The organism is Arthrobacter sp. CJ23 (assembly GCF_024741795.1).
GTDB lineage: Bacteria > Actinomycetota > Actinomycetes > Actinomycetales > Micrococcaceae > Arthrobacter.
In genome coordinates this window covers 1,243,605-1,260,177 of the sequence record NZ_CP102950.1, presented here as the reverse complement: position 1 = coordinate 1,260,177, position 16,573 = coordinate 1,243,605, and the positions used below count along the sequence as shown (strand labels likewise).

16 protein-coding genes are annotated in these 16,573 nt (G+C 66.3%); all 16 read right to left on the bottom strand.

The annotated features are described in order from the left end of the window. Positions 1-29 precede the first annotated feature (29 nt). The 16 genes from NVV90_RS05665 to NVV90_RS05590 all read right to left on the bottom strand — a co-directional run bounded on the left by NVV90_RS05665 (position 30) and on the right by NVV90_RS05590 (position 16,565). Positions 30-977: a Ppx/GppA phosphatase family protein gene (locus NVV90_RS05665; protein ID WP_258440216.1), complete on the bottom strand. Its 948-nt coding sequence runs from the start codon at positions 975-977 to the stop codon at positions 30-32. Then, positions 974-1,702 (bottom strand): DUF501 domain-containing protein, encoded by a 729-nt coding sequence (locus tag NVV90_RS05660; protein ID WP_258440215.1) that lies wholly within the window; start codon positions 1,700-1,702, stop codon positions 974-976. Before NVV90_RS05660 ends, NVV90_RS05665 begins: the two co-directional genes overlap by 4 nt. A 67-nt stretch (positions 1,703-1,769) precedes the next feature. Continuing rightward, positions 1,770-2,537, bottom strand: coding sequence for a septum formation initiator family protein (locus tag NVV90_RS05655; RefSeq protein ID WP_258440214.1), 768 nt, complete (start codon positions 2,535-2,537; stop codon positions 1,770-1,772). 150 nt (positions 2,538-2,687) lie between these two features. Then, on the bottom strand, positions 2,688-3,968 hold the full coding sequence (gene eno, locus NVV90_RS05650; RefSeq protein WP_258440213.1) for a phosphopyruvate hydratase: 1,281 nt from the start codon (positions 3,966-3,968) through the stop codon (positions 2,688-2,690). A gap of 121 nt (positions 3,969-4,089) precedes the next feature. Then, the gene (locus NVV90_RS05645) at positions 4,090-4,773 is read right to left on the bottom strand and encodes a MazG nucleotide pyrophosphohydrolase domain-containing protein (RefSeq protein ID WP_258440212.1); all 684 of its coding nucleotides are present in this window, start codon (positions 4,771-4,773) and stop codon (positions 4,090-4,092) included. Positions 4,774-4,804: 31 nt separating this feature from the next. Continuing rightward, the gene (locus NVV90_RS05640; protein WP_258440211.1) at positions 4,805-5,947 is read right to left on the bottom strand and encodes an adenosine deaminase; all 1,143 of its coding nucleotides are present in this window, start codon (positions 5,945-5,947) and stop codon (positions 4,805-4,807) included. A gap of 145 nt (positions 5,948-6,092) precedes the next feature. Further along, positions 6,093-6,800, bottom strand: coding sequence for a DedA family protein (locus NVV90_RS05635; RefSeq protein ID WP_258440210.1), 708 nt, complete (start codon positions 6,798-6,800; stop codon positions 6,093-6,095). A gap of 174 nt (positions 6,801-6,974) precedes the next feature. Continuing rightward, positions 6,975-7,625 (bottom strand): DedA family protein, encoded by a 651-nt coding sequence (locus NVV90_RS05630; protein WP_258440209.1) that lies wholly within the window; start codon positions 7,623-7,625, stop codon positions 6,975-6,977. Between the two features lie 150 nt (positions 7,626-7,775). Beyond that, positions 7,776-9,089 (bottom strand): thymidine phosphorylase, encoded by a 1,314-nt coding sequence (locus NVV90_RS05625; protein ID WP_258440208.1) that lies wholly within the window; start codon positions 9,087-9,089, stop codon positions 7,776-7,778. Next, positions 9,086-9,436 (bottom strand): cytidine deaminase, encoded by a 351-nt coding sequence (locus NVV90_RS05620; RefSeq protein ID WP_396125388.1) that lies wholly within the window; start codon positions 9,434-9,436, stop codon positions 9,086-9,088. The genes NVV90_RS05625 and NVV90_RS05620 overlap by 4 nt, the downstream gene beginning before the upstream one ends. Positions 9,437-9,493: 57 nt before the next feature. Then, positions 9,494-10,792: an ABC transporter permease gene (locus NVV90_RS05615; protein WP_258440206.1), complete on the bottom strand. Its 1,299-nt coding sequence runs from the start codon at positions 10,790-10,792 to the stop codon at positions 9,494-9,496. Continuing rightward, positions 10,789-12,144: an ABC transporter permease gene (locus NVV90_RS05610; protein ID WP_258440205.1), complete on the bottom strand. Its 1,356-nt coding sequence runs from the start codon at positions 12,142-12,144 to the stop codon at positions 10,789-10,791. Before NVV90_RS05610 ends, NVV90_RS05615 begins: the two co-directional genes overlap by 4 nt. Beyond that, positions 12,134-13,654, bottom strand: a complete 1,521-nt coding sequence (locus NVV90_RS05605; protein ID WP_258440204.1) for an ABC transporter ATP-binding protein — start codon at positions 13,652-13,654, stop codon at positions 12,134-12,136. Before NVV90_RS05605 ends, NVV90_RS05610 begins: the two co-directional genes overlap by 11 nt. A 134-nt stretch (positions 13,655-13,788) precedes the next feature. Then, positions 13,789-14,883 (bottom strand): BMP family protein, encoded by a 1,095-nt coding sequence (locus NVV90_RS05600; RefSeq protein WP_258440203.1) that lies wholly within the window; start codon positions 14,881-14,883, stop codon positions 13,789-13,791. A 237-nt stretch (positions 14,884-15,120) separates the two neighbouring features. Next, positions 15,121-16,137 (bottom strand): NADP-dependent oxidoreductase, encoded by a 1,017-nt coding sequence (locus tag NVV90_RS05595; protein ID WP_258440202.1) that lies wholly within the window; start codon positions 16,135-16,137, stop codon positions 15,121-15,123. Further along, positions 16,134-16,565 carry an organic hydroperoxide resistance protein gene (locus NVV90_RS05590; protein ID WP_258440201.1) on the bottom strand — a complete coding sequence of 144 codons (432 nt, stop codon included), beginning with the start codon at positions 16,563-16,565 and terminating at the stop codon, positions 16,134-16,136. The genes NVV90_RS05595 and NVV90_RS05590 overlap by 4 nt, the downstream gene beginning before the upstream one ends. Positions 16,566-16,573 lie beyond the last annotated feature (8 nt).

Below are 16,573 nucleotides of genomic sequence, written 5' to 3'. Positions count from 1 at the left end.
TCTCTGCGTGGCAGTCCCGGCCGGTTCGCCTATCTGATACTCAGGGCGATGCCGTCGAGGATGTCGTGTTCACTGGACACGGCGCCGGTGATGGCGCCGCCGCTGGCGGCTGCCACCCGCTCCAGGATGCGGCGCCAGACGAGGGCGCCCGCTCCGATCACGTCCACCCGGCCGGGGTGCATGTAGGGCAGCGCGGCCCGCTCGTCGCGGCTCATCTCCAGCAGGCTCGTGGCGGCATCGCTGATGGTGCCGAGGTCCAGCCGCGCACCATGGATGCGCCCGGGCTGGTATTCCTCGAGTCCCAGCGCATGGGCGGTGATGGTGGTGATGGATCCGGCAACGCCGACGACGGCGGTGGCCCGGCCAAGCGGGACCGTCAAGGATGCGAGCTCAATGGCGGCGTCGACGTCGGCTTCCGCCGCGGCGATCTGCTCCGGCGTCGGCGGGTCGTTACGCAGGTGCCGTTCGGTGAGCCTCACGCAGCCGATGTCCACGGACTTGGCGGCGATGACGCCGGTGGCGTCGCCCAGCACGAACTCGGTGCTGCCACCGCCCAGGTCGACCACCAGGATGGCGTCGCCTTCGCGGGCCGGCAACACACTGCTGGCGCCGGCGAAGGACAGGGCCGCTTCCTCATCCCCCGAGATGACCTCGGGTTCCACGCCAAGCAGCTCGCGGATGCCGTCCACGAAGACACTGCGGTTGCGGGCATCACGGGTGGCCGAGGTAGCGGCAAAGCGGATGCGCCCGGCGCCGTGTTCCTTGATCAGCCCTGCGTATTCCCGTGTAGCTTCGAACGTGCGCTCCAACGCTTCCGGAGCCAGTTCGCCCGTGGCGTCCACGCCCTGGCCAAGGCGAACCACGCGCATTTCACGGACCACGTCCGCCAACGGCGCCGTGGCCCCGTTGGCGGCAAGGTCGGCAATCAGCAGGCGGATGGAGTTGGTGCCACAGTCAATGGCGGCCACGCGGCTCATGCCTCGCCCCCGGCAAGGTTTGCGTCGGCAGCGCCGGCGGCGTTGGCAGCCGCGTCCGCAGGGCTGGCGGCGTCCGTCTTGGACTTCCGCACCGGGGCCGGGCGGCCCACAATGTCCGGCAGGCCCTGTGGCCCGTGGCGGCTGAGGTCCCGGGACGGGGCCTCCCCCGCGGTGTCCCAGGCGCCGTCGCAGTAGCAGCGGTCCTTGGTCCACCACTCGCTGATGGCCTCGATGGCCTCGTCGCCGAGCGGGTTCACGCCGGGACCGGCTGCCAGCGAGTGGCCCACCAGGACGTGCAGGCACTTGACGCGGGTGGGCATGCCACCGGCCGAGATGCCGTCGATTTCCGGTACGGCACCGGTACCGGAGCGTCCGGCGATGTCATTGCGGGCCTGGAGGTAGGCCTCGTGCGCACCCTGGTACGCGGCGGCCAGGGGCTCGTCCGCTGTGAGCCGATCGTTCATCTCGTTCATGAGCCCGGCGGCCTCCAGCCGGGACACGGCTGAGGTGATGACCGGGTGGGTCAGGTAGAACGTGGTGGGGAACGGTGTCCCGTTGCTGAGGCGCGGCGCGGTGGCGGCGACCAGCGGGTTGCCGCACACACAGCGCGCGGGGATTTCTACGACGTCGCGCACCGGCCGGCCGAGCTGGCGGCTGAGCACCTCGAGGTCGTGTGCTGATGGCTGGCGGGATTCCTGCGGCACGGCTGCCGTGTTCTGTTCCACTGCGCTGCCATCCTTCCTTCCCTGGTGGCCGTGTCCAGTGCGGACACGACGGCGGCGGGCACCGCGTCTAGTCTGTTGCCGATCTTCTGATGGACTCCCACAACGCGTCCACCCAAGGCAGATTTGCCGGGCTTCCGGAAGCTCCTGAGCCGGTGCGGCCACCCGGCGTCCCGGCCGGAACATCTCCGCCGAACACCCAGTAGCCCGTTTCACCCGGCATAACCATGTTAATGCGGTCGCGGGCCTGCTGTTTCACGTAGTTGGGATCCTGCCAGCGCGAGAGCTGCTTGTTGAGCTCGGCCTGTTCGCTCTTCTTGCTCTCGATCTCGGCCTCGAGCGCCGAGATCTCGGCACGTTTCTCCAAGAAGATCTTCACCGTAGGGGCCAGCATGATGGTGATCGCAATCATCACGACGGCGAGGGCCAGCATGCGTCCGGAGAACGCTTTGGCCGGGACGGGATCGTGCTGCGGGGTCTCATCGGAGCCGCCGACGCCGGTCTTGCCTGCCGCAGCGGACGCAGCCTTCGCATGGGGCGCCTTCGCGGCGGAGGACTTGGAGGCGGAAGACTTGGCGGCCGAACCTTTGCCGGCCGGATTCCTGGCAGTCCCCGCCTTCGGAGCTTTGGCCGCCTTGCCGCCGTCGGACGCTGCAGTCGCGTGCGAGGCTGCGGCGGGAGACGTTGCGGCGGGGCCCTGGCGGGTGCCGCCGAAGTCGGCGCGGATGACCTGGCCGCCGTCGGCCTTGTCCTGTGTTTGCCGGTCCTGGGGCTGCTTGTCCTGTGGCTGCCTGCCCAGGGCATCGGCCCGGGGAACCTTGGGTCGGCGGGTGGCCATGACACTCCTGTAATGCCCGGTGCTTGCCTGGCGGGTTGCTGCGCGTGCTGTGAACTGCGTGGTGGCCCGCGGATCGGAGGGCGGACCTTAAACAGAACCGGTGGCTATGGTCATTCCACCATAGCCACCGGTCAGTTGTTTCTACGGGTATTAGCCCTTGAAACGCGGGAACGCGCTGCGTCCAGCGTAGCGAGCGGCGTCGTCGAGTTCCTCTTCGATGCGCAGCAGCTGGTTGTACTTGGCGACGCGCTCGGAGCGGGCCGGGGCACCGGTCTTGATCTGGCCCGCGTTGGTGGCAACGGCGATGTCAGCAATGGTGGTGTCCTCGGTTTCGCCGGAGCGGTGCGAGGTGATGGTGGTGAAACCGGCACGCTGGGCCAGGGAAACGGCGTCCAGGGTTTCGGTCAGGGAACCGATCTGGTTCACCTTCACCAGCAGCGAGTTGGCGGTCTTGGTGTCGATGCCGCGCTGCAGGATTGCCGGGTTGGTGACGAACAGGTCATCGCCCACCAGCTGGACCTTGTCGCCGATGGTGTCGGTGAGGGTCTTCCAGCCTTCCCAGTCGTTCTCGTCCAGCGGGTCCTCGATGGAAACCAGCGGGTAGTCGGCAACGAGTTCGGCGTAGTAGGCGCTCATTTCGGTGGCGGAGAGTGCCTTGCCCTCGAACTGGTAGGCGCCGTCCTTGAAGAACTCGGAGGAGGCGACGTCCAGGGCCAGGGCGATGTCCTTGCCCGGGGTGTAGCCGGCGTTGGTGATGGCTTCCTGGATCAGGTCCAGTGCGGCGCGGTTGGACGGCAGGTTCGGCGCGAAGCCGCCCTCGTCGCCCAGGCCGGTGGAGAGGCCCTTGGCCTGCAGGACGGACTTGAGGTTGTGGTAGACCTCAACACCCCAGCGCAGGCCTTCGGAGAAGGTCTCGGCGCCAATCGGGGCGATCATGAATTCCTGGATGTCCACGTCGGAGTCTGCGTGCGAGCCACCGTTGAGGATGTTCATCAGCGGGACCGGCAGGACGTGGGCGTTCGGGCCGCCCAGGTACTTGTACAGCGGCAGGTCTGCCGAAGCGGCGGCGGCGTTGGCAACGGCCAGGGAAACGCCCAGGATGGCGTTGGCGCCGAGCTTCGCCTTGTTCGGGGTGCCGTCGAGGTCGATCATGGCCTGGTCGATGCTGCGCTGGTCCGTGGCGTCGAAGCCGATCAGGGCCGGGGAGATCTCGTCGATGATGGCGTCAACGGCCTTCTGGACACCCTTGCCAAGGTAACGGCCCTTGTCGCCGTCACGGAGCTCAACGGCTTCGTGCTCGCCGGTGGAGGCACCGGAGGGAACTGCAGCGCGGCCGATCTGGCCATCGGAGAGCAGGACCTCAACTTCTACAGTCGGGTTGCCGCGGGAGTCAAGGATCTCGCGGGCGTGGATGGCATCGATAATGGCCATGGATGTGCTCCTTATGGTGAAGCGATTTACTGGGAATCTAGAGGGAAAATCAAGACGTCCTCGTCGCTACTAGCGTAGTCGAGAGTGGCGCCCGTTACGGAACGGTGTCCGGCTTCTCATGTCATGAAGAGCCGTCAACGCTCCCCTGGTAGCGCCGCACGGCCCCGCGGAGGGCGCGTTCGGCGTCGAACCCCTGCTCCCTGGCAGCGGCAACGACGGCCAGCAGCAGCTCGCCGAGGGCGTCCTCAGTGGCCGGGATCCCTGGGATCCCGACGGCGGCCACCACGGCGTTGGGGCCGGCCGGCAGGCCCGCGCGGGCGGCCCGGTCCAGTGACTTCTGCGCACGGGCCAAGGCCGGAAGGTGCGCCGGGATTCCGGAGAAGGGATCGGCACGCTCCGGTTTCTCGGCCCGCTTGACGGCATCCCACTTCTGCTCGATTTCCTCCACCGTGGCGGGGAAGGTCTCCTGCAGCGAGCCGTCGGCCTTGAACACGTGCGGATTGCGGCGCACCATCTTGGCATACAGCCCGTGGGCGACGTCGTCGAAGGCGAAGCGGCCGTGTTCCTCGGCGAGCCGGGCGTGCAGCACCACCTGGAGCAGCACGTCGCCCAGCTCGCCGCGGAGTTCATCGGGAGAGCCCGGACCCACGCCGCCGGAACCCGCAGCACCAGCCTCGATGGTCTCCACCACTTCGTAGGCTTCTTCCACCAGGTACTCCACCAGCGATTCGTGGGTGAGCGCACCGGTCCACGGGCAATGTTCCCGCAGGGCCGCGATGGCAGCTACGAGCTCGACGACAGCCATCCCGTTGCTGTAGCTGTTGCTGTTGCTGTTGCTAGGCGAGGTTGGCATAGGCGTCGTTGATGTACTCGACCAGCGCTTCCTTCTCGTCCAGGGGCAGGAACGCTGCCTCGGCGGCGTTGAGCGTGAGCTCCAGGAGGTCATCGAGGTCGTAGTCGAAGGTTTCGACGAGGAGCTCGAATTCGTCCGTCAGCGTCACTCCGCTCATGAGGCGGTTGTCCGTGTTGATGGTGACGTTGAAGCCGAGCTGGAAGAGCATGTCCAGCGGGTGGCTTTCAATGTCCTCACCGAAGGCGGCGATGGCGCCGGTCTGCAGGTTCGAGGAGGGGCAGATTTCCAGGGCGATGCCGCGGTCGCGGACCCAGGAGGCCACGTTGCCGAGCGTCACCATGCCCACGGTTTCCTCGCCGTCGTCCTCCGAGTTGTTCTCGAACTCGACCAGGATGTCCTCGGCGATGCGCACGCCGTGGCCCAGGCGCAGGGCGCGGCCGTCCACGAGGGCGGACTGGATGCTCTCCAGGCCTGCGGCCTCGCCGGCGTGAACCGTGGCGGGGAAGTTGTTCTCGGCGAGGTACGTGAAGGCGTCCTTGAAGCGGGACGGCAGGAAGCCGTCCTCGGCGCCGGCGATGTCGAAGCCCACGGCCCCGGTGTTGCGGTGGCGGACGGCCAGTTCGGCGATTTCCTGGCCACGGTCGGCATGGCGCATCGCGGTGATGAGCTGGCCCACCTGGATCTGGCGGCCGCTGTCCTCCACAGCGTCGACGCCGGCTTCCAGGCCTTCCTGCACGGCCTCGACGGCCTCGTCCAGGGTCAGGCCCTTCTGAAGGTGCTGCTCGGGTGCCCAGCGGACTTCGCCGTACACGACTCCGTCGTCGGCAAGGTCCTCAACGAATTCCTTGGCCACGCGGGCCAGGCCTTCCTTGGTCTGCATCACGGCGATGGTGTGATCGAAGGTTTCGAGGTAGCGGACCAGGGAACCGGAGTCAGCGGACTCGCGGAACCACTCGCCCAGCGCCACGGGATCCGTGGAGGGCAGGGTGTGGCCGACGGCCTGGGCCAGCTCGATGATGGTGGCCGGGCGCAGTCCTCCGTCCAGGTGGTCGTGGAGGGAAACCTTCGGCAGGCTCTTCAGATCGAAGTCGAGGGCAGGGGCAGCGTCAACAATGGGCTCAGTCACGTACTAAGACTAGCGCGCAGGGGTCCCCGGGCGGGGGCCCACATCGGCGAGGGCCCCGAACTGAGCGAAGCGAAGTTTGGGAGCCGATGGGGACTTGCGAGCTAGGGGGGCGCGCTGGGGCGCTGGGGTCGGCACCCGTCCGGCGCTAGTTCCTGGCAGGCTCGGCGGCCGTGGTGGCGGCCGGGGCTGCGGTGGCTGTGGCTGATTCAGCGGCCGGGGCCTCCACGACGGCGGGCCGGGCGTCATGGCGGCCCAGGCGCTTGTGCCACCAGCGCAGAAGGTGGTCGATCACGATGCCCAGAATGACGGCGAAAACCACGGCAATGCCGGCACTCAGCAGGGGGTTGTGGTGCAGCCAGGGGAAGGAACTTGCCAGAATGCCGATCCCGATGGAATACGCCACCCAGGTGACGCACGCGAAGGCGTCTAGCAGGAAAAACCTCCGGCGCGGGAAAGCCGTAGTGCCCGCCACGTAGTTCACGGCCACACGGCCCCACGGGATATAGCGGGCAGTGAAGATGAGCACGGCGCCCCGCTTCTCCAGCTCATACCGTGCCCAAGCGAACACCTTCTGAACCTTGGGCTTGCGCATCCATCGCCAGCGCTCCAAGCCGATCTTGCGGCCGAGCAGGTAGGCCATATTGTCCCCGGCCATGGCTCCGACGAGGGCGGTCAGTCCCAGAATCCACAGATTGGGTTCGCCGCTGTGCCGGGAGAAGGCCGCGAGGGCAACAATGAGGGTCTCGCTGGGAACCACCATCGCGAAGCCGTCGACAAAAAAGAAGACGAGCAGTAGCGGGTAGATCCACCACTGTCCGGCTGCATGGAGCACGGCTTCATTAATAAACTCCACGCGGTATGGCTCCTAGACGAGTATGACTTGACACTGTGACGGAAGTCGCTCTTAGTGTCGCATGGCCGGGGCGTCGTTCGCTACGCCCCGGCCAAGGGGACACAGCCTTAACGCTACCGGGGGACGGCACGTTCCGGCGTCCTCCCGTGGGCGGATCTTCCGGCGTCGTGAGCGTCATACCAAGGGTGGAGGCGGCGCATCCTCTTCGGGGATGTTCTCCCCCTCCAAAGGGACCGAACCGCGGACCTTGCTGATGACGCGGTCGATGATGATGCCAAGGACCACGGCACAGGCGATGGCGATGATGGCTCCGAGCAGGTGGTTGTGTTCGAACCACTGCCCGAAAAACACGCCGATGACCACCGAATATCCGCCCCATAGGACGGCCGACATGGCGGTGAGCGCCACGAACTTGCCGTGGCTGAAGTGCGTGGCTCCGGCGGTCAGGTTTACGGCCACACGGCCGACGGGAATGAATCGGGCCACCATGATCAGGGAGGCTGCCCGGCGCCGCAATTCGCGGCCGGCCCAGCGGAACGCGCCCTGCATGCGCTGCGTGCGCATCCACCGCCAGCGCTGCACGCCCACCTTGCGTCCGATCAGGTAGGCAAGGTTGTCGCCGGAGAAGGCGCCAATGGCGGCGACAAGCACCAGGAGCCAGGCATTGGGCACGCCGGCGGTGGCGGAGACGGCAGCCAGGCCCACCACTACCGATTCGCTGGGGATCGGCGGGAAGAAGCCGTCGATCACGCAACAGGCAAGCACCAACAGAAGCACCCAGGGCTGTCCTGCGGCTGCCAGGATGAAGTCGTTGATGGCCTGCACGGTTTCCTCACGGTTGCGGCTCCCCCACTGGCAGCCGGATGCTTGCTCTCCCGGGCAGCCCGAAACGGACAACCCGGGAGAGACCCAGCCTAACTTGCGAGGGGCCCCGGCCGAGCGCAGCGAGGTTGGGGAGCAAGTTGGGCGGTAACGCTAGGCGATCCGGTCGATGATCAGCTGCTGCGCGGGGCGAGACCCCTCCGGTGCAATGACGACGGCTCCCTCGAGGGCTTCCTTGGCCCGCGCGAACCTCTCCGGCGTGTCCGTCAGGAGCGTCATGAGGGGCTCGCCCGCACGCACGGTGGCACCCGGCTTGGCGTGCATGCGCACCCCGGCCCCGGCCTGCACGATGTCCTCTTTCCGGGCCCGGCCTGCACCGAGGCGCCAGGCGGCAACGCCCACGGACAAGGCGTCGAGCCCCACGAGCACGCCGTCTGCGGGCGCGTAGATCGTCTCGGATTCCCTGGCCTCGGAGAGCTTGGCCCGCGGGTCGCCGCCCTGTGCCTCGATCATGCGGTTCCACACGTCCATGGCGCGGCCGTCCTTGAGCGCGGCGGCGGGATCGGCGCCGTGCACTCCGGCCCCCGCCAGCATTTCTTCCGCGAGCCGGAGGGTCAGTTCAACGACGTCGTCCGGGCCGCCGCCGGCCAGCACTTCCACGGACTCCTCCACCTCGATGGCGTTGCCGGCGGTGAGCCCCAGCGGCGTCTCCATGTTGGTCAGGAGCGCCACCGTGTGGACTCCCGCGTCCTTGCCCAGCGCCACCATGGTCTCGGCGAGCTCGCGGGCCTTGGCCAGGTCCTTCATGAAGGCGCCGGAGCCGACCTTGACGTCGAGCACCAGCGAGCCTGTGCCCTCGGCGATCTTCTTGCTCATGATCGAGGACGCAATGAGCGGAATGGCCTCCACCGTGCCCGTGACGTCACGGAGCGCGTAGAGCTTCTTGTCCGCCGGGGCAAGCCCTGCACCTGCGGCACAGATGACGGCACCCACATCCTGCAGCTGGGCCATCATCTCGTCGTTGCTTAGTGCCGCACGCCAGCCCGGAATGGCTTCCAGCTTGTCCAGCGTGCCGCCGGTGTGACCGAGTCCGCGGCCCGAAAGCTGCGGCACGGCCACGCCGAAGACGGCCACCAGCGGTGCCAGCGGCAGGGTGATCTTGTCCCCCACGCCACCGGTGGAGTGCTTGTCCGAGGTGGCCTTCATGCCGCCGTCGGGCCTTCTCAACGCGGAGAAGTCCATCCGCTCGCCCGAGGCGATCATCGCCGCCGTCCAGCGTGAGATCTCGGCGCGGTCCATACCGTTGAGCAGGATGGCCATGTTCAGGGCTGCCATCTGTTCCTCGGCGATCACGCCACGGGTGTAGGCATCCACCGTCCAGTCGATCTGCTCCGGGCTCAAGGTGCCCTTGTCCCGCTTGATGCTGATGATCTGGACAGCATCAAACGGTTCGCTTGCTTGTGTCACCGGGTCTCCTCCAGATGTTCCGGACCGAAGGCATCGGGCAGCACCTGGTCCATGGTCTTGATACCTTGCGTTGTCATGAGCTGCATGCCCGGCGCCCGGAACTCGTACAGCAGCTGCCGGCAGCGCCCGCAGGGCATGAGCACGTTGCCTTTGGAATCCACGCAATAGAAGGCGGCCAGGCGGCCGCCGCCGCTCATGTGGAGCTGCCCCACCAGTGCGCACTCGGCGCAGAGGGTGAGGCCGTAGCTGGCATTCTCGACGTTGCAGCCGCTGATGATCCGGCCGTCCTCGGTGAGGGCCGCCGCCCCCACCGGGAACCGCGAATACGGCGCGTAGGCCCGTTCCATGGCGGCAACGGCGGCCGACTCCAGCGCTTTCCAATCCACGTCGGTGTCAGCCAAGGCTCAGCCCTTCACGTACGGTATGCCGCTGGCCGCAGGTGGCCTCGACCTGCCCACCAGACCGGCGACGGCGAAGATCGTCACCAGGTACGGCAGCATGGCCATGAACTGGCTCGGCACGGGGGTGCCGATGATGCCCAGGATGGACTGCAGGTTGTAGGCGAAGCCGAAGAGCAGCGAGGCCAGGAAGGCGCCGATGGGGTTCCAGCGGCCGAAGATCAGGGCCGCCAGGGCGATGAAGCCTCGGCCGCCGGAGATCTCCTTGGTGAAGGAGTCGATCGTCACCAGCGTGAAGATGGCGCCGCCGATGCCGGCAACAGCACCGCCCAGCGTCACGTTCCAGAAGCGGGTGGCGTTGACGTTGATGCCCAGCGTGTCGGCGGCCTGGGGGTGCTCCCCCACGGCCCGGACGCGCAGGCCCCAGCGGGTCTTGAACAGGCCGAACCAGATGACGGCGACGGCCACGTACATGAGGTAGCCGGCAACGGACTGCTCAAACAGGATGGGCCCGATGATCGGGATGTCGGAGAGCAACGGGATGGGCAGGATGTCCAGCCGGGCCGGGGTGTTGAACAGCTCCTTGTTCGGGACCATGACCGTGCCGAACAGGAAGCCCGTAAGGCCGGAAACCAGCACGTTCAGGACCACGCCCACAATGATCTGGTTGACGAGGTACTTGATGCTGAACACTGCCAGGACCATGGACACCAAGGCACCGGCCGCGGCGGCGGCAAGAAGCCCCACATAGGCATTGTGCGTGACGGTTGCAACGAGTGCCGCCGTGAAGGCGCCGAAGAGGAGCTGGCCCTCAATGGCAATGTTGACCACGCCCACACGCTCGCACAGGACTCCGGACAGCGAACCGAACACCAGCGGAACAGCCAGCGTCACGGAACCCGCCACCAGCCCTGCCAAGGAAATGGACGGCTGGCGTGCGCCGGCAACGATCCAGACGAGCAGGGCGAAGACAAACACCACGGCGAACGCGATCGGCAGCCACTTCGGTGAGCGCTGTCCGCGGGTCCACAGGTAGACCGCATAGGCCGCCATGGCCAGCAGCAGCACGGCGAGCAGGATGCCGCCGGCCTGGCCCGGGATCATGAGTGCGGGCAGCGCGATGGCGTCATCCGGATCGCTGATCTTCATTTCGGCCGTCTGGTCCGGGCCCAGCAGGCCGAAGAAGACCAGGGCCACGAGCGCCAGGATGCCCAGCGATAGCGGCACCTTCATCGACGGGCGCAATCCGAGGCCGGGAACGGGTGCGCCGGCCGGAGCTTTGGGAGCGGTTGTTGCGGCACTCATTTGGCACCTCCGGTGGCGTTGGCGACGGCGGCCTTCGGGGCTGCCTTGGGCGTCTTCTTCTTCTTTTTGGTCTCAAGCCTGAAGATGGAGCGGATCAGCGGGGGTGCCGCGATGAACAGGACGATCAGGGACTGGACCACCAGGACAATGTCGATGGGAGTTCCGGTCTGGATCTGCATCTGCACGGCGCCGGCGCGGAAGGCCCCGAAGAGCAGGCCCGCGAAGAACGTGCCCCACGGCGTGGAACGGCCAAGCAGCGCCACGGTGATCGAGTCGAAGCCGATCTGGGCGGCGACGCCGCCCGTGAGGACCTTCTCGGTTCCGGCCACCTGTGCCACACCGCCGAAACCGGCGAGTGCGCCGGCCATGGCCATCACCAGGATGGTGGCCTGCGGGACCTTGACCCCTGCGGTCCGTGCCGCGATGGGGTTCGCGCCCACGGCCCGGAACTCGAAGCCGATGGTGGACCGGTTGAGCAGCCACCACACGCCGTACGTCAGAGCCAGGGCCACGATGAAGCCCAGGTGCAGCCGGGAACCCGGAATCAGCAGCGGGTAAGTGGCCGATTCATCGAGCCTCGGTGAAATGGGGCTGTTGTCCCCCGGCCGCCGGAACGCTGCCGTGTTCAGCAGGAAGTCCAGCAGGAACAGGGCCACATAGTTCAGCATGATGGTCACAATGACCTCATGAGCCCCTGTCCTCGCCTTCAGGATGCCCACGATCGCGCCCCAGAAGGCACCACCGATGACACCCATGACAATTACCAGAAGCAGGTGCAGGCCAAAGGGGAGATGCCAGGTGAAGCCGGCGTAGGCGGCCAGCGTGGCACTCATGATGATCTGGCCCTGGGCGCCGATGTTGAAGAGGCCGGCGCGGAAAGCCAGGGCCACGCCCAGGCCGGCGCAAATCAGAGGGGTGGCCACGGTCATGGTTTCGAGCAGCGGCTGGAAGCCCTGGCGCGGGTTGAACACCGAGCCCTGGAACAGGGCCACGTAGCTCTTGGTCATGGCTTCCCAGAGAGCCAGCAGGAAGTCCGACGGCCGCGCAAAGATGTAGCTCGAGGTGCGTGCGACCTCACTGTCCGTGCTGGCGATCAGGAGACCGCCCAGGAACAGTGCCACCACCACGGCCAGGACGGACACGAAGCCGTTGCCCATGACGATCCGGCGCATGAGGCTGCCTTGCAGGTGCCCGGTGTCGCCGCTTTGCGAGGAAACCGGAACCAGCGAAGGTTCCATGGTGCCGCCGGCCGTGTCGAGCGCGATGTCCGCCGCTTGAACTTCCGCCGCGGATTCCGCGGGAGTCTTGTCCTTGCTGGACTGATCGTTGCTGGACTGGTCGCTACTGGTCATCGGAGCCTCCTTCCGGGCCGACGCCGGCCATCATCAAGCCAAGGGTGTCGCGGGGAGTTCCTGACGGGACAATGCCCACCAGCTTCCCCTTGTAGAGCACGGCAATCCGGTCCGCCAACTCGATCACTTCGTCGAGTTCGGTGGAGACGATCATGACGGGCGTGCCGGCGTCGCGTTCGGCAACGATGCGCTTATGGAGGAACTCGATGGAGCCGACATCCACGCCGCGCGTCGGCTGGCTCGCGATGAACAGCCGCAGCGGCCGGGACAGTTCCCGGGCCATGACCACTTTCTGCTGGTTGCCGCCGGATAGCGTTCCGGCGGCGGAGCCGGCCGAAGGCGTCCGGATGTCGAATTCCTCGATCTTTGCCTTGGCGTTTTCGGCCACCTTGGCGGGCTTCATGCTGATGCCGCTGGCGAAGGGGGCCCGGTCGTAGAGGTCCAGCACCAGGTTCTCCGCAACAGAGAACGGGCCCACCAGCCCGTCCACGGTGCGGTCTTCGGGAACGAAGCCGACGCCGGATCGCAGCACATCCTTGACCGGCAGGCCCAGGAGCTGCTTGCCGTCGAGGGTAATGGAACCCGTGGCATGCGCCTGAATACCCAGGATCGCCTCGGTCAGTTCGGTCTGTCCGTTGCCCTGGACACCGGCGACGGCGAGGATCTCGCCCTGTGCGATGTCGAAGCTGATGCCGTCCACCACGTTGGTGCCGTTGGGCGCCCGGACCGTCAGGTTCTCCACCACGAACGTGGTTTCCTTGGGCTGGGCGGCGGCCTTGTCCAGGCTCAGGCTCACGGGCCGGCCGACCATCATGGAGGCGAGCTCCGCGGCCGAAGCCGTGGGGGGCGCATCGCCCACCACCTTGCCGCGGCGGACAACCGTGATGACATCCGAGACGGCCTTCACTTCGCGCAGCTTGTGCGAAATGAACACGATGGAGGTTCCGGAAGCCTTGAGCTGGCGCATGATGTCAAGCAGCTCGTCGGTTTCCTGCGGTGTCAGCACGGCCGTGGGTTCGTCCAGGATGAGCACCTTGGCTTCGCGGACGAGGGCCTTGATGATCTCCACGCGCTGCTGCACGCCGACAGGGAGGTCCTCAATCAGGGCGTCCGGATCGACGTCGAAGCCGTATTGCTTGGAGATGTCCCGGATCTTCTTGCGGGTTTCGTCGATGCTGAGCACGCCGCCCAGCGTGGTGGGCTCGGCGCCCAGGGCCACGTTTTCGGCGACCGTGAACACGGGGACGAGCATGAAGTGCTGGTGCACCATGCCGATGCCGGCGGCCATGGCATCACCGGGGCCGCGGAAGGCCACAACTTTGTCGTCGACCAGGATCTGGCCGGCCGTGGGCTCATAGAGTCCGTACAGCACATTCATGAGAGTGGATTTTCCGGCTCCGTTTTCGCCGAGAAGGCAGTGGATCTGGCCGGATTCGACCACAAGGTCGATGTCTTGGTTGGCGTAAAAGGTCCCGAATGCTTTCGAGATCCCTTTCAATTCGAGTTTCACAACTCCCACCGTTCTTTAGTCCGAGGGACGGCTGCATTGCTCAAAAGCCCATGAGCTTTGGGCACAGCTTAGTCAGGGCAAAAACGCGCCGCCAGTACCGCGGTCACGGTACTGGCGGCGCGTCCAGGAATTGTTTACTTCTTGGGGCTTGCCTGCGACTGGACGACCAGCTTGCCGGAGACAATGTCTGCCTTCAGCGCGTCCAGCTCGGACTTCGTTTCGGCGGAAACCGCGGAATCGAGGTCGTGGAACGGAGCAATCGCGACGCCGTCGTTGGCCAAGGTGCCGACGTAGGCGGCGTTGCTGAACTTGCCGTCCTTGTCGTCCTTGACGACCGCCTCAACGGCCTCGCCCATCTGCTTGATCACGGAGGTGAGCATGAGGTCCTTGTACTCGGGAGCAGTCAGGTAACCGTCGGAGTCAACCCAGATGAGCTTGACGTCCTTGCCGGCCGCCTTGGCTTCCTTGAGCGCGGCGCCCGAACCCTTGCCGACCGGACCGGCGACGGGCATGATGATGTCCGCACCCTGGTCCAGCAGGTTCTTGGTGACCTGCTTGCCGGTGTCCTGCTTCTCGAAGTCACCCGTGAACGAGCCGTCCTGGGTGGCCTTGTCCCAGCCAACCACCTGGACGGACTTGCCCTTGGCTTTGTTGTAGGCCTGGACCCCGTCGTAGAAACCGTCCATGAAGATGGTCACGGTGGGGATCTTGATGCCGCCGAAGGTACCTACCTTGCCGGTCTTCGACGTTGCCGCGGCCGCGTAGCCTGCCAGGTAGGCAGCCTGGGCGGTGTCGTAGACAACCGGCTTCACGTTGGCGATGGGGGCATCGTAGGCGAAGTCGATGATCGCGAAGTGCTTATCCGTGTTGGCCGCGGCGGCGGCCTTGGTGGCGTCGCCCAGGAGGAAGCCGACCGTGAAGGTCAGGTTGCAGCCTGCGCTCATCATGCCGTTCAGGTTGGTTTCGTAGTCGCTGTTGGCCTTGGATTCGGCGGACTTGACCGTGATGCCAAGGTCCTTCTCGGACTTCTTCAGCCCGTCGTAGGAGGACTGGTTGAAGGATTGGTCATCGAATCCGCCGGAGTCGGAGACTATACATCCCGTGAAGCTGCTTTTCGTGGCACTGCCCGAACCGGCATCGGGCGCCGCACCGCAGCCACTGAGCACGAGCATTGCCGCACCCGCGGTAGCAATTCCGGCAATTGAACCGCGCTTCAGGGTGGCACGCATTGGTTTCTTCAATTTTCCTCCAGGAAGAAAGAGATTGGCGCTACGACGGTTGGTCAATGAGTGTCCGTTTCGAATACCCAGGGCAGAAATTCTGTTTTCACTGATGCTTCGCAGCACTGCGCCGAAGCGCACTGATACTTCCACACTAGTGGCGTGGACCACAGGCCGGTAGCAGAAATCAGCCCTCCAGGGCAGATTGTTGACCTTTTGTTACCAAGCAGTAGGCGGGTGCGCAAGTCACAGGCGGACGAGCATCTTTCCGGTGTTGGCCCCGTCCAGCAGGTCCATGAAGGCCTGCGGCGCGTTTTCGAGTCCGTCCACGATGGTTTCGTCGTAACGGACGGTGCCGTCGCGGAGCCAGACGGCCATTTTGGCGGCGAATTCCGCGGCGTGCTGCCGTTGTCCGCCGACCAGGAACCCGCGCAGGGTCAGCTGCTTGCCGATGGCCACGGCGAGGTTGCGCGGTGCCGCGGCAGGCTCGGTGGAGTTGTACTGCGAGATGGCGCCGCACATGGCTACGCGGCCGCCTGCATTCAGGACGGAGAGCGCGGCTTCGAGGTGTTCGCCGCCCACGTTGTCGAAGTAGACGTCGATGCCGGCCTCCCCCGCCGCGGCCTGGAGCTGCTCCAGCACGGGAGCGTCGTTGTAATTGAAGGCGGCGTCGAAGCCGAGGTCCAGCAGGCGCGCCACCTTGTCGGGCGAACCGGCGCTGCCGATCACCCTCGATGCGCCCATGGCCTTGGCAATCTGGCCGACCATGGAGCCGACAGCACCTGCGGCCCCGGAAACGAACACCACGTCGCCGGCCTTGAACTCGGCCACCTTGAGCAGTCCCGCATAGGCGGTCAGCCCGGTCATGCCCAGGGCACCCAGGAACGCCGAGGTCGGGGCCAGCCCGGCCGGCACCGGCGTGGCCGCCGCAGCGTCCACCACCGCGTATTCGCGCCAGCCCAGCTGGTGCACGACGACGTCACCCACCTTGTGCGCGTCTGAACGGGACGCGATCACCTCACCTGCCGCGCCGCCGTCGAGCGCTGCATCCAGGCGGAAGGGCGCCGAATAGGACTTGGCGTCGTTCATGCGGCCGCGCATGTACGGGTCCACGGACATGAACTGGTTGCGGACGAGCACCTGGCCGTCCTGCAGCTCTGGAACCCCGGACTCGGCGATGCGGAAGTTCTCCTGGGCCGGGCGGCCGAGCGGACGCGAGGCGAGCTGGATTTCGCGGGAGACGGTGGGCAGCGCGGCGCTCATGCTGCGAACTCCACGAGCTTGATGTCCACGGCGATGTTCCCGCGGGTGGCATTGGAGTAGGGGCAGATCTGGTGCGCCTTGGCCATGAGGGCTTCGGCGGTGACGCGGTCCAGGGCAGGCAGCGCGATTTCAAGCTCGGCGGCCAGTCCGTAGCCTTCACGGCCCTCCAGGGCTCCGAAGTGGACCTTGGCGGCCACGGCGGAGTCGCTGAGATCGGCGCGTTCCTTGCGGCCCACCAGGCGGAGCGCGGAGTGGAAGCAGGCCGCGTAGCCGGCGGCGAAGAGCTGCTCGGGGTTGGTGCCCTGGCCGTTGCCGCCCAGTTCCACCGGGCTGGCGAGGGAGACGTCCAGCTTGCCGTCGTTGCTGCGGGCGTTGCCGTCGCGGCCTTCGCCGGATGCCAATGCTTCGGCTGTGTACAGAGTCTTCAAGGTTGTTT

What these genes read in the sequence shown, in the direction of transcription:
- NVV90_RS05610 (WP_258440205.1), bottom strand. Translation starts at nt 12,144, where the DNA reads ATGACCAGTAGCGACCAGTCCAGCAACGATCAGTCCAGCAAGGACAAG.
- NVV90_RS05655 (WP_258440214.1), bottom strand. Translation starts at nt 2,537, where the DNA reads ATGGCCACCCGCCGACCCAAGGTTCCCCGGGCCGATGCCCTGGGCAGG.
- NVV90_RS05620 (WP_396125388.1), bottom strand. Translation starts at nt 9,436, where the DNA reads ATGGAACGGGCCTACGCGCCGTATTCGCGGTTCCCGGTGGGGGCGGCG.
- NVV90_RS05595 (WP_258440202.1), bottom strand. Translation starts at nt 16,137, where the DNA reads ATGAGCGCCGCGCTGCCCACCGTCTCCCGCGAAATCCAGCTCGCCTCG.
- eno (WP_258440213.1), bottom strand. Translation starts at nt 3,968, where the DNA reads ATGGCCATTATCGATGCCATCCACGCCCGCGAGATCCTTGACTCCCGC.
- NVV90_RS05615 (WP_258440206.1), bottom strand. Translation starts at nt 10,792, where the DNA reads ATGAGTGCCGCAACAACCGCTCCCAAAGCTCCGGCCGGCGCACCCGTT.
- NVV90_RS05600 (WP_258440203.1), bottom strand. Translation starts at nt 14,883, where the DNA reads ATGCGTGCCACCCTGAAGCGCGGTTCAATTGCCGGAATTGCTACCGCG.
- NVV90_RS05645 (WP_258440212.1), bottom strand. Translation starts at nt 4,773, where the DNA reads ATGGCTGTCGTCGAGCTCGTAGCTGCCATCGCGGCCCTGCGGGAACAT.
- NVV90_RS05665 (WP_258440216.1), bottom strand. Translation starts at nt 977, where the DNA reads ATGAGCCGCGTGGCCGCCATTGACTGTGGCACCAACTCCATCCGCCTG.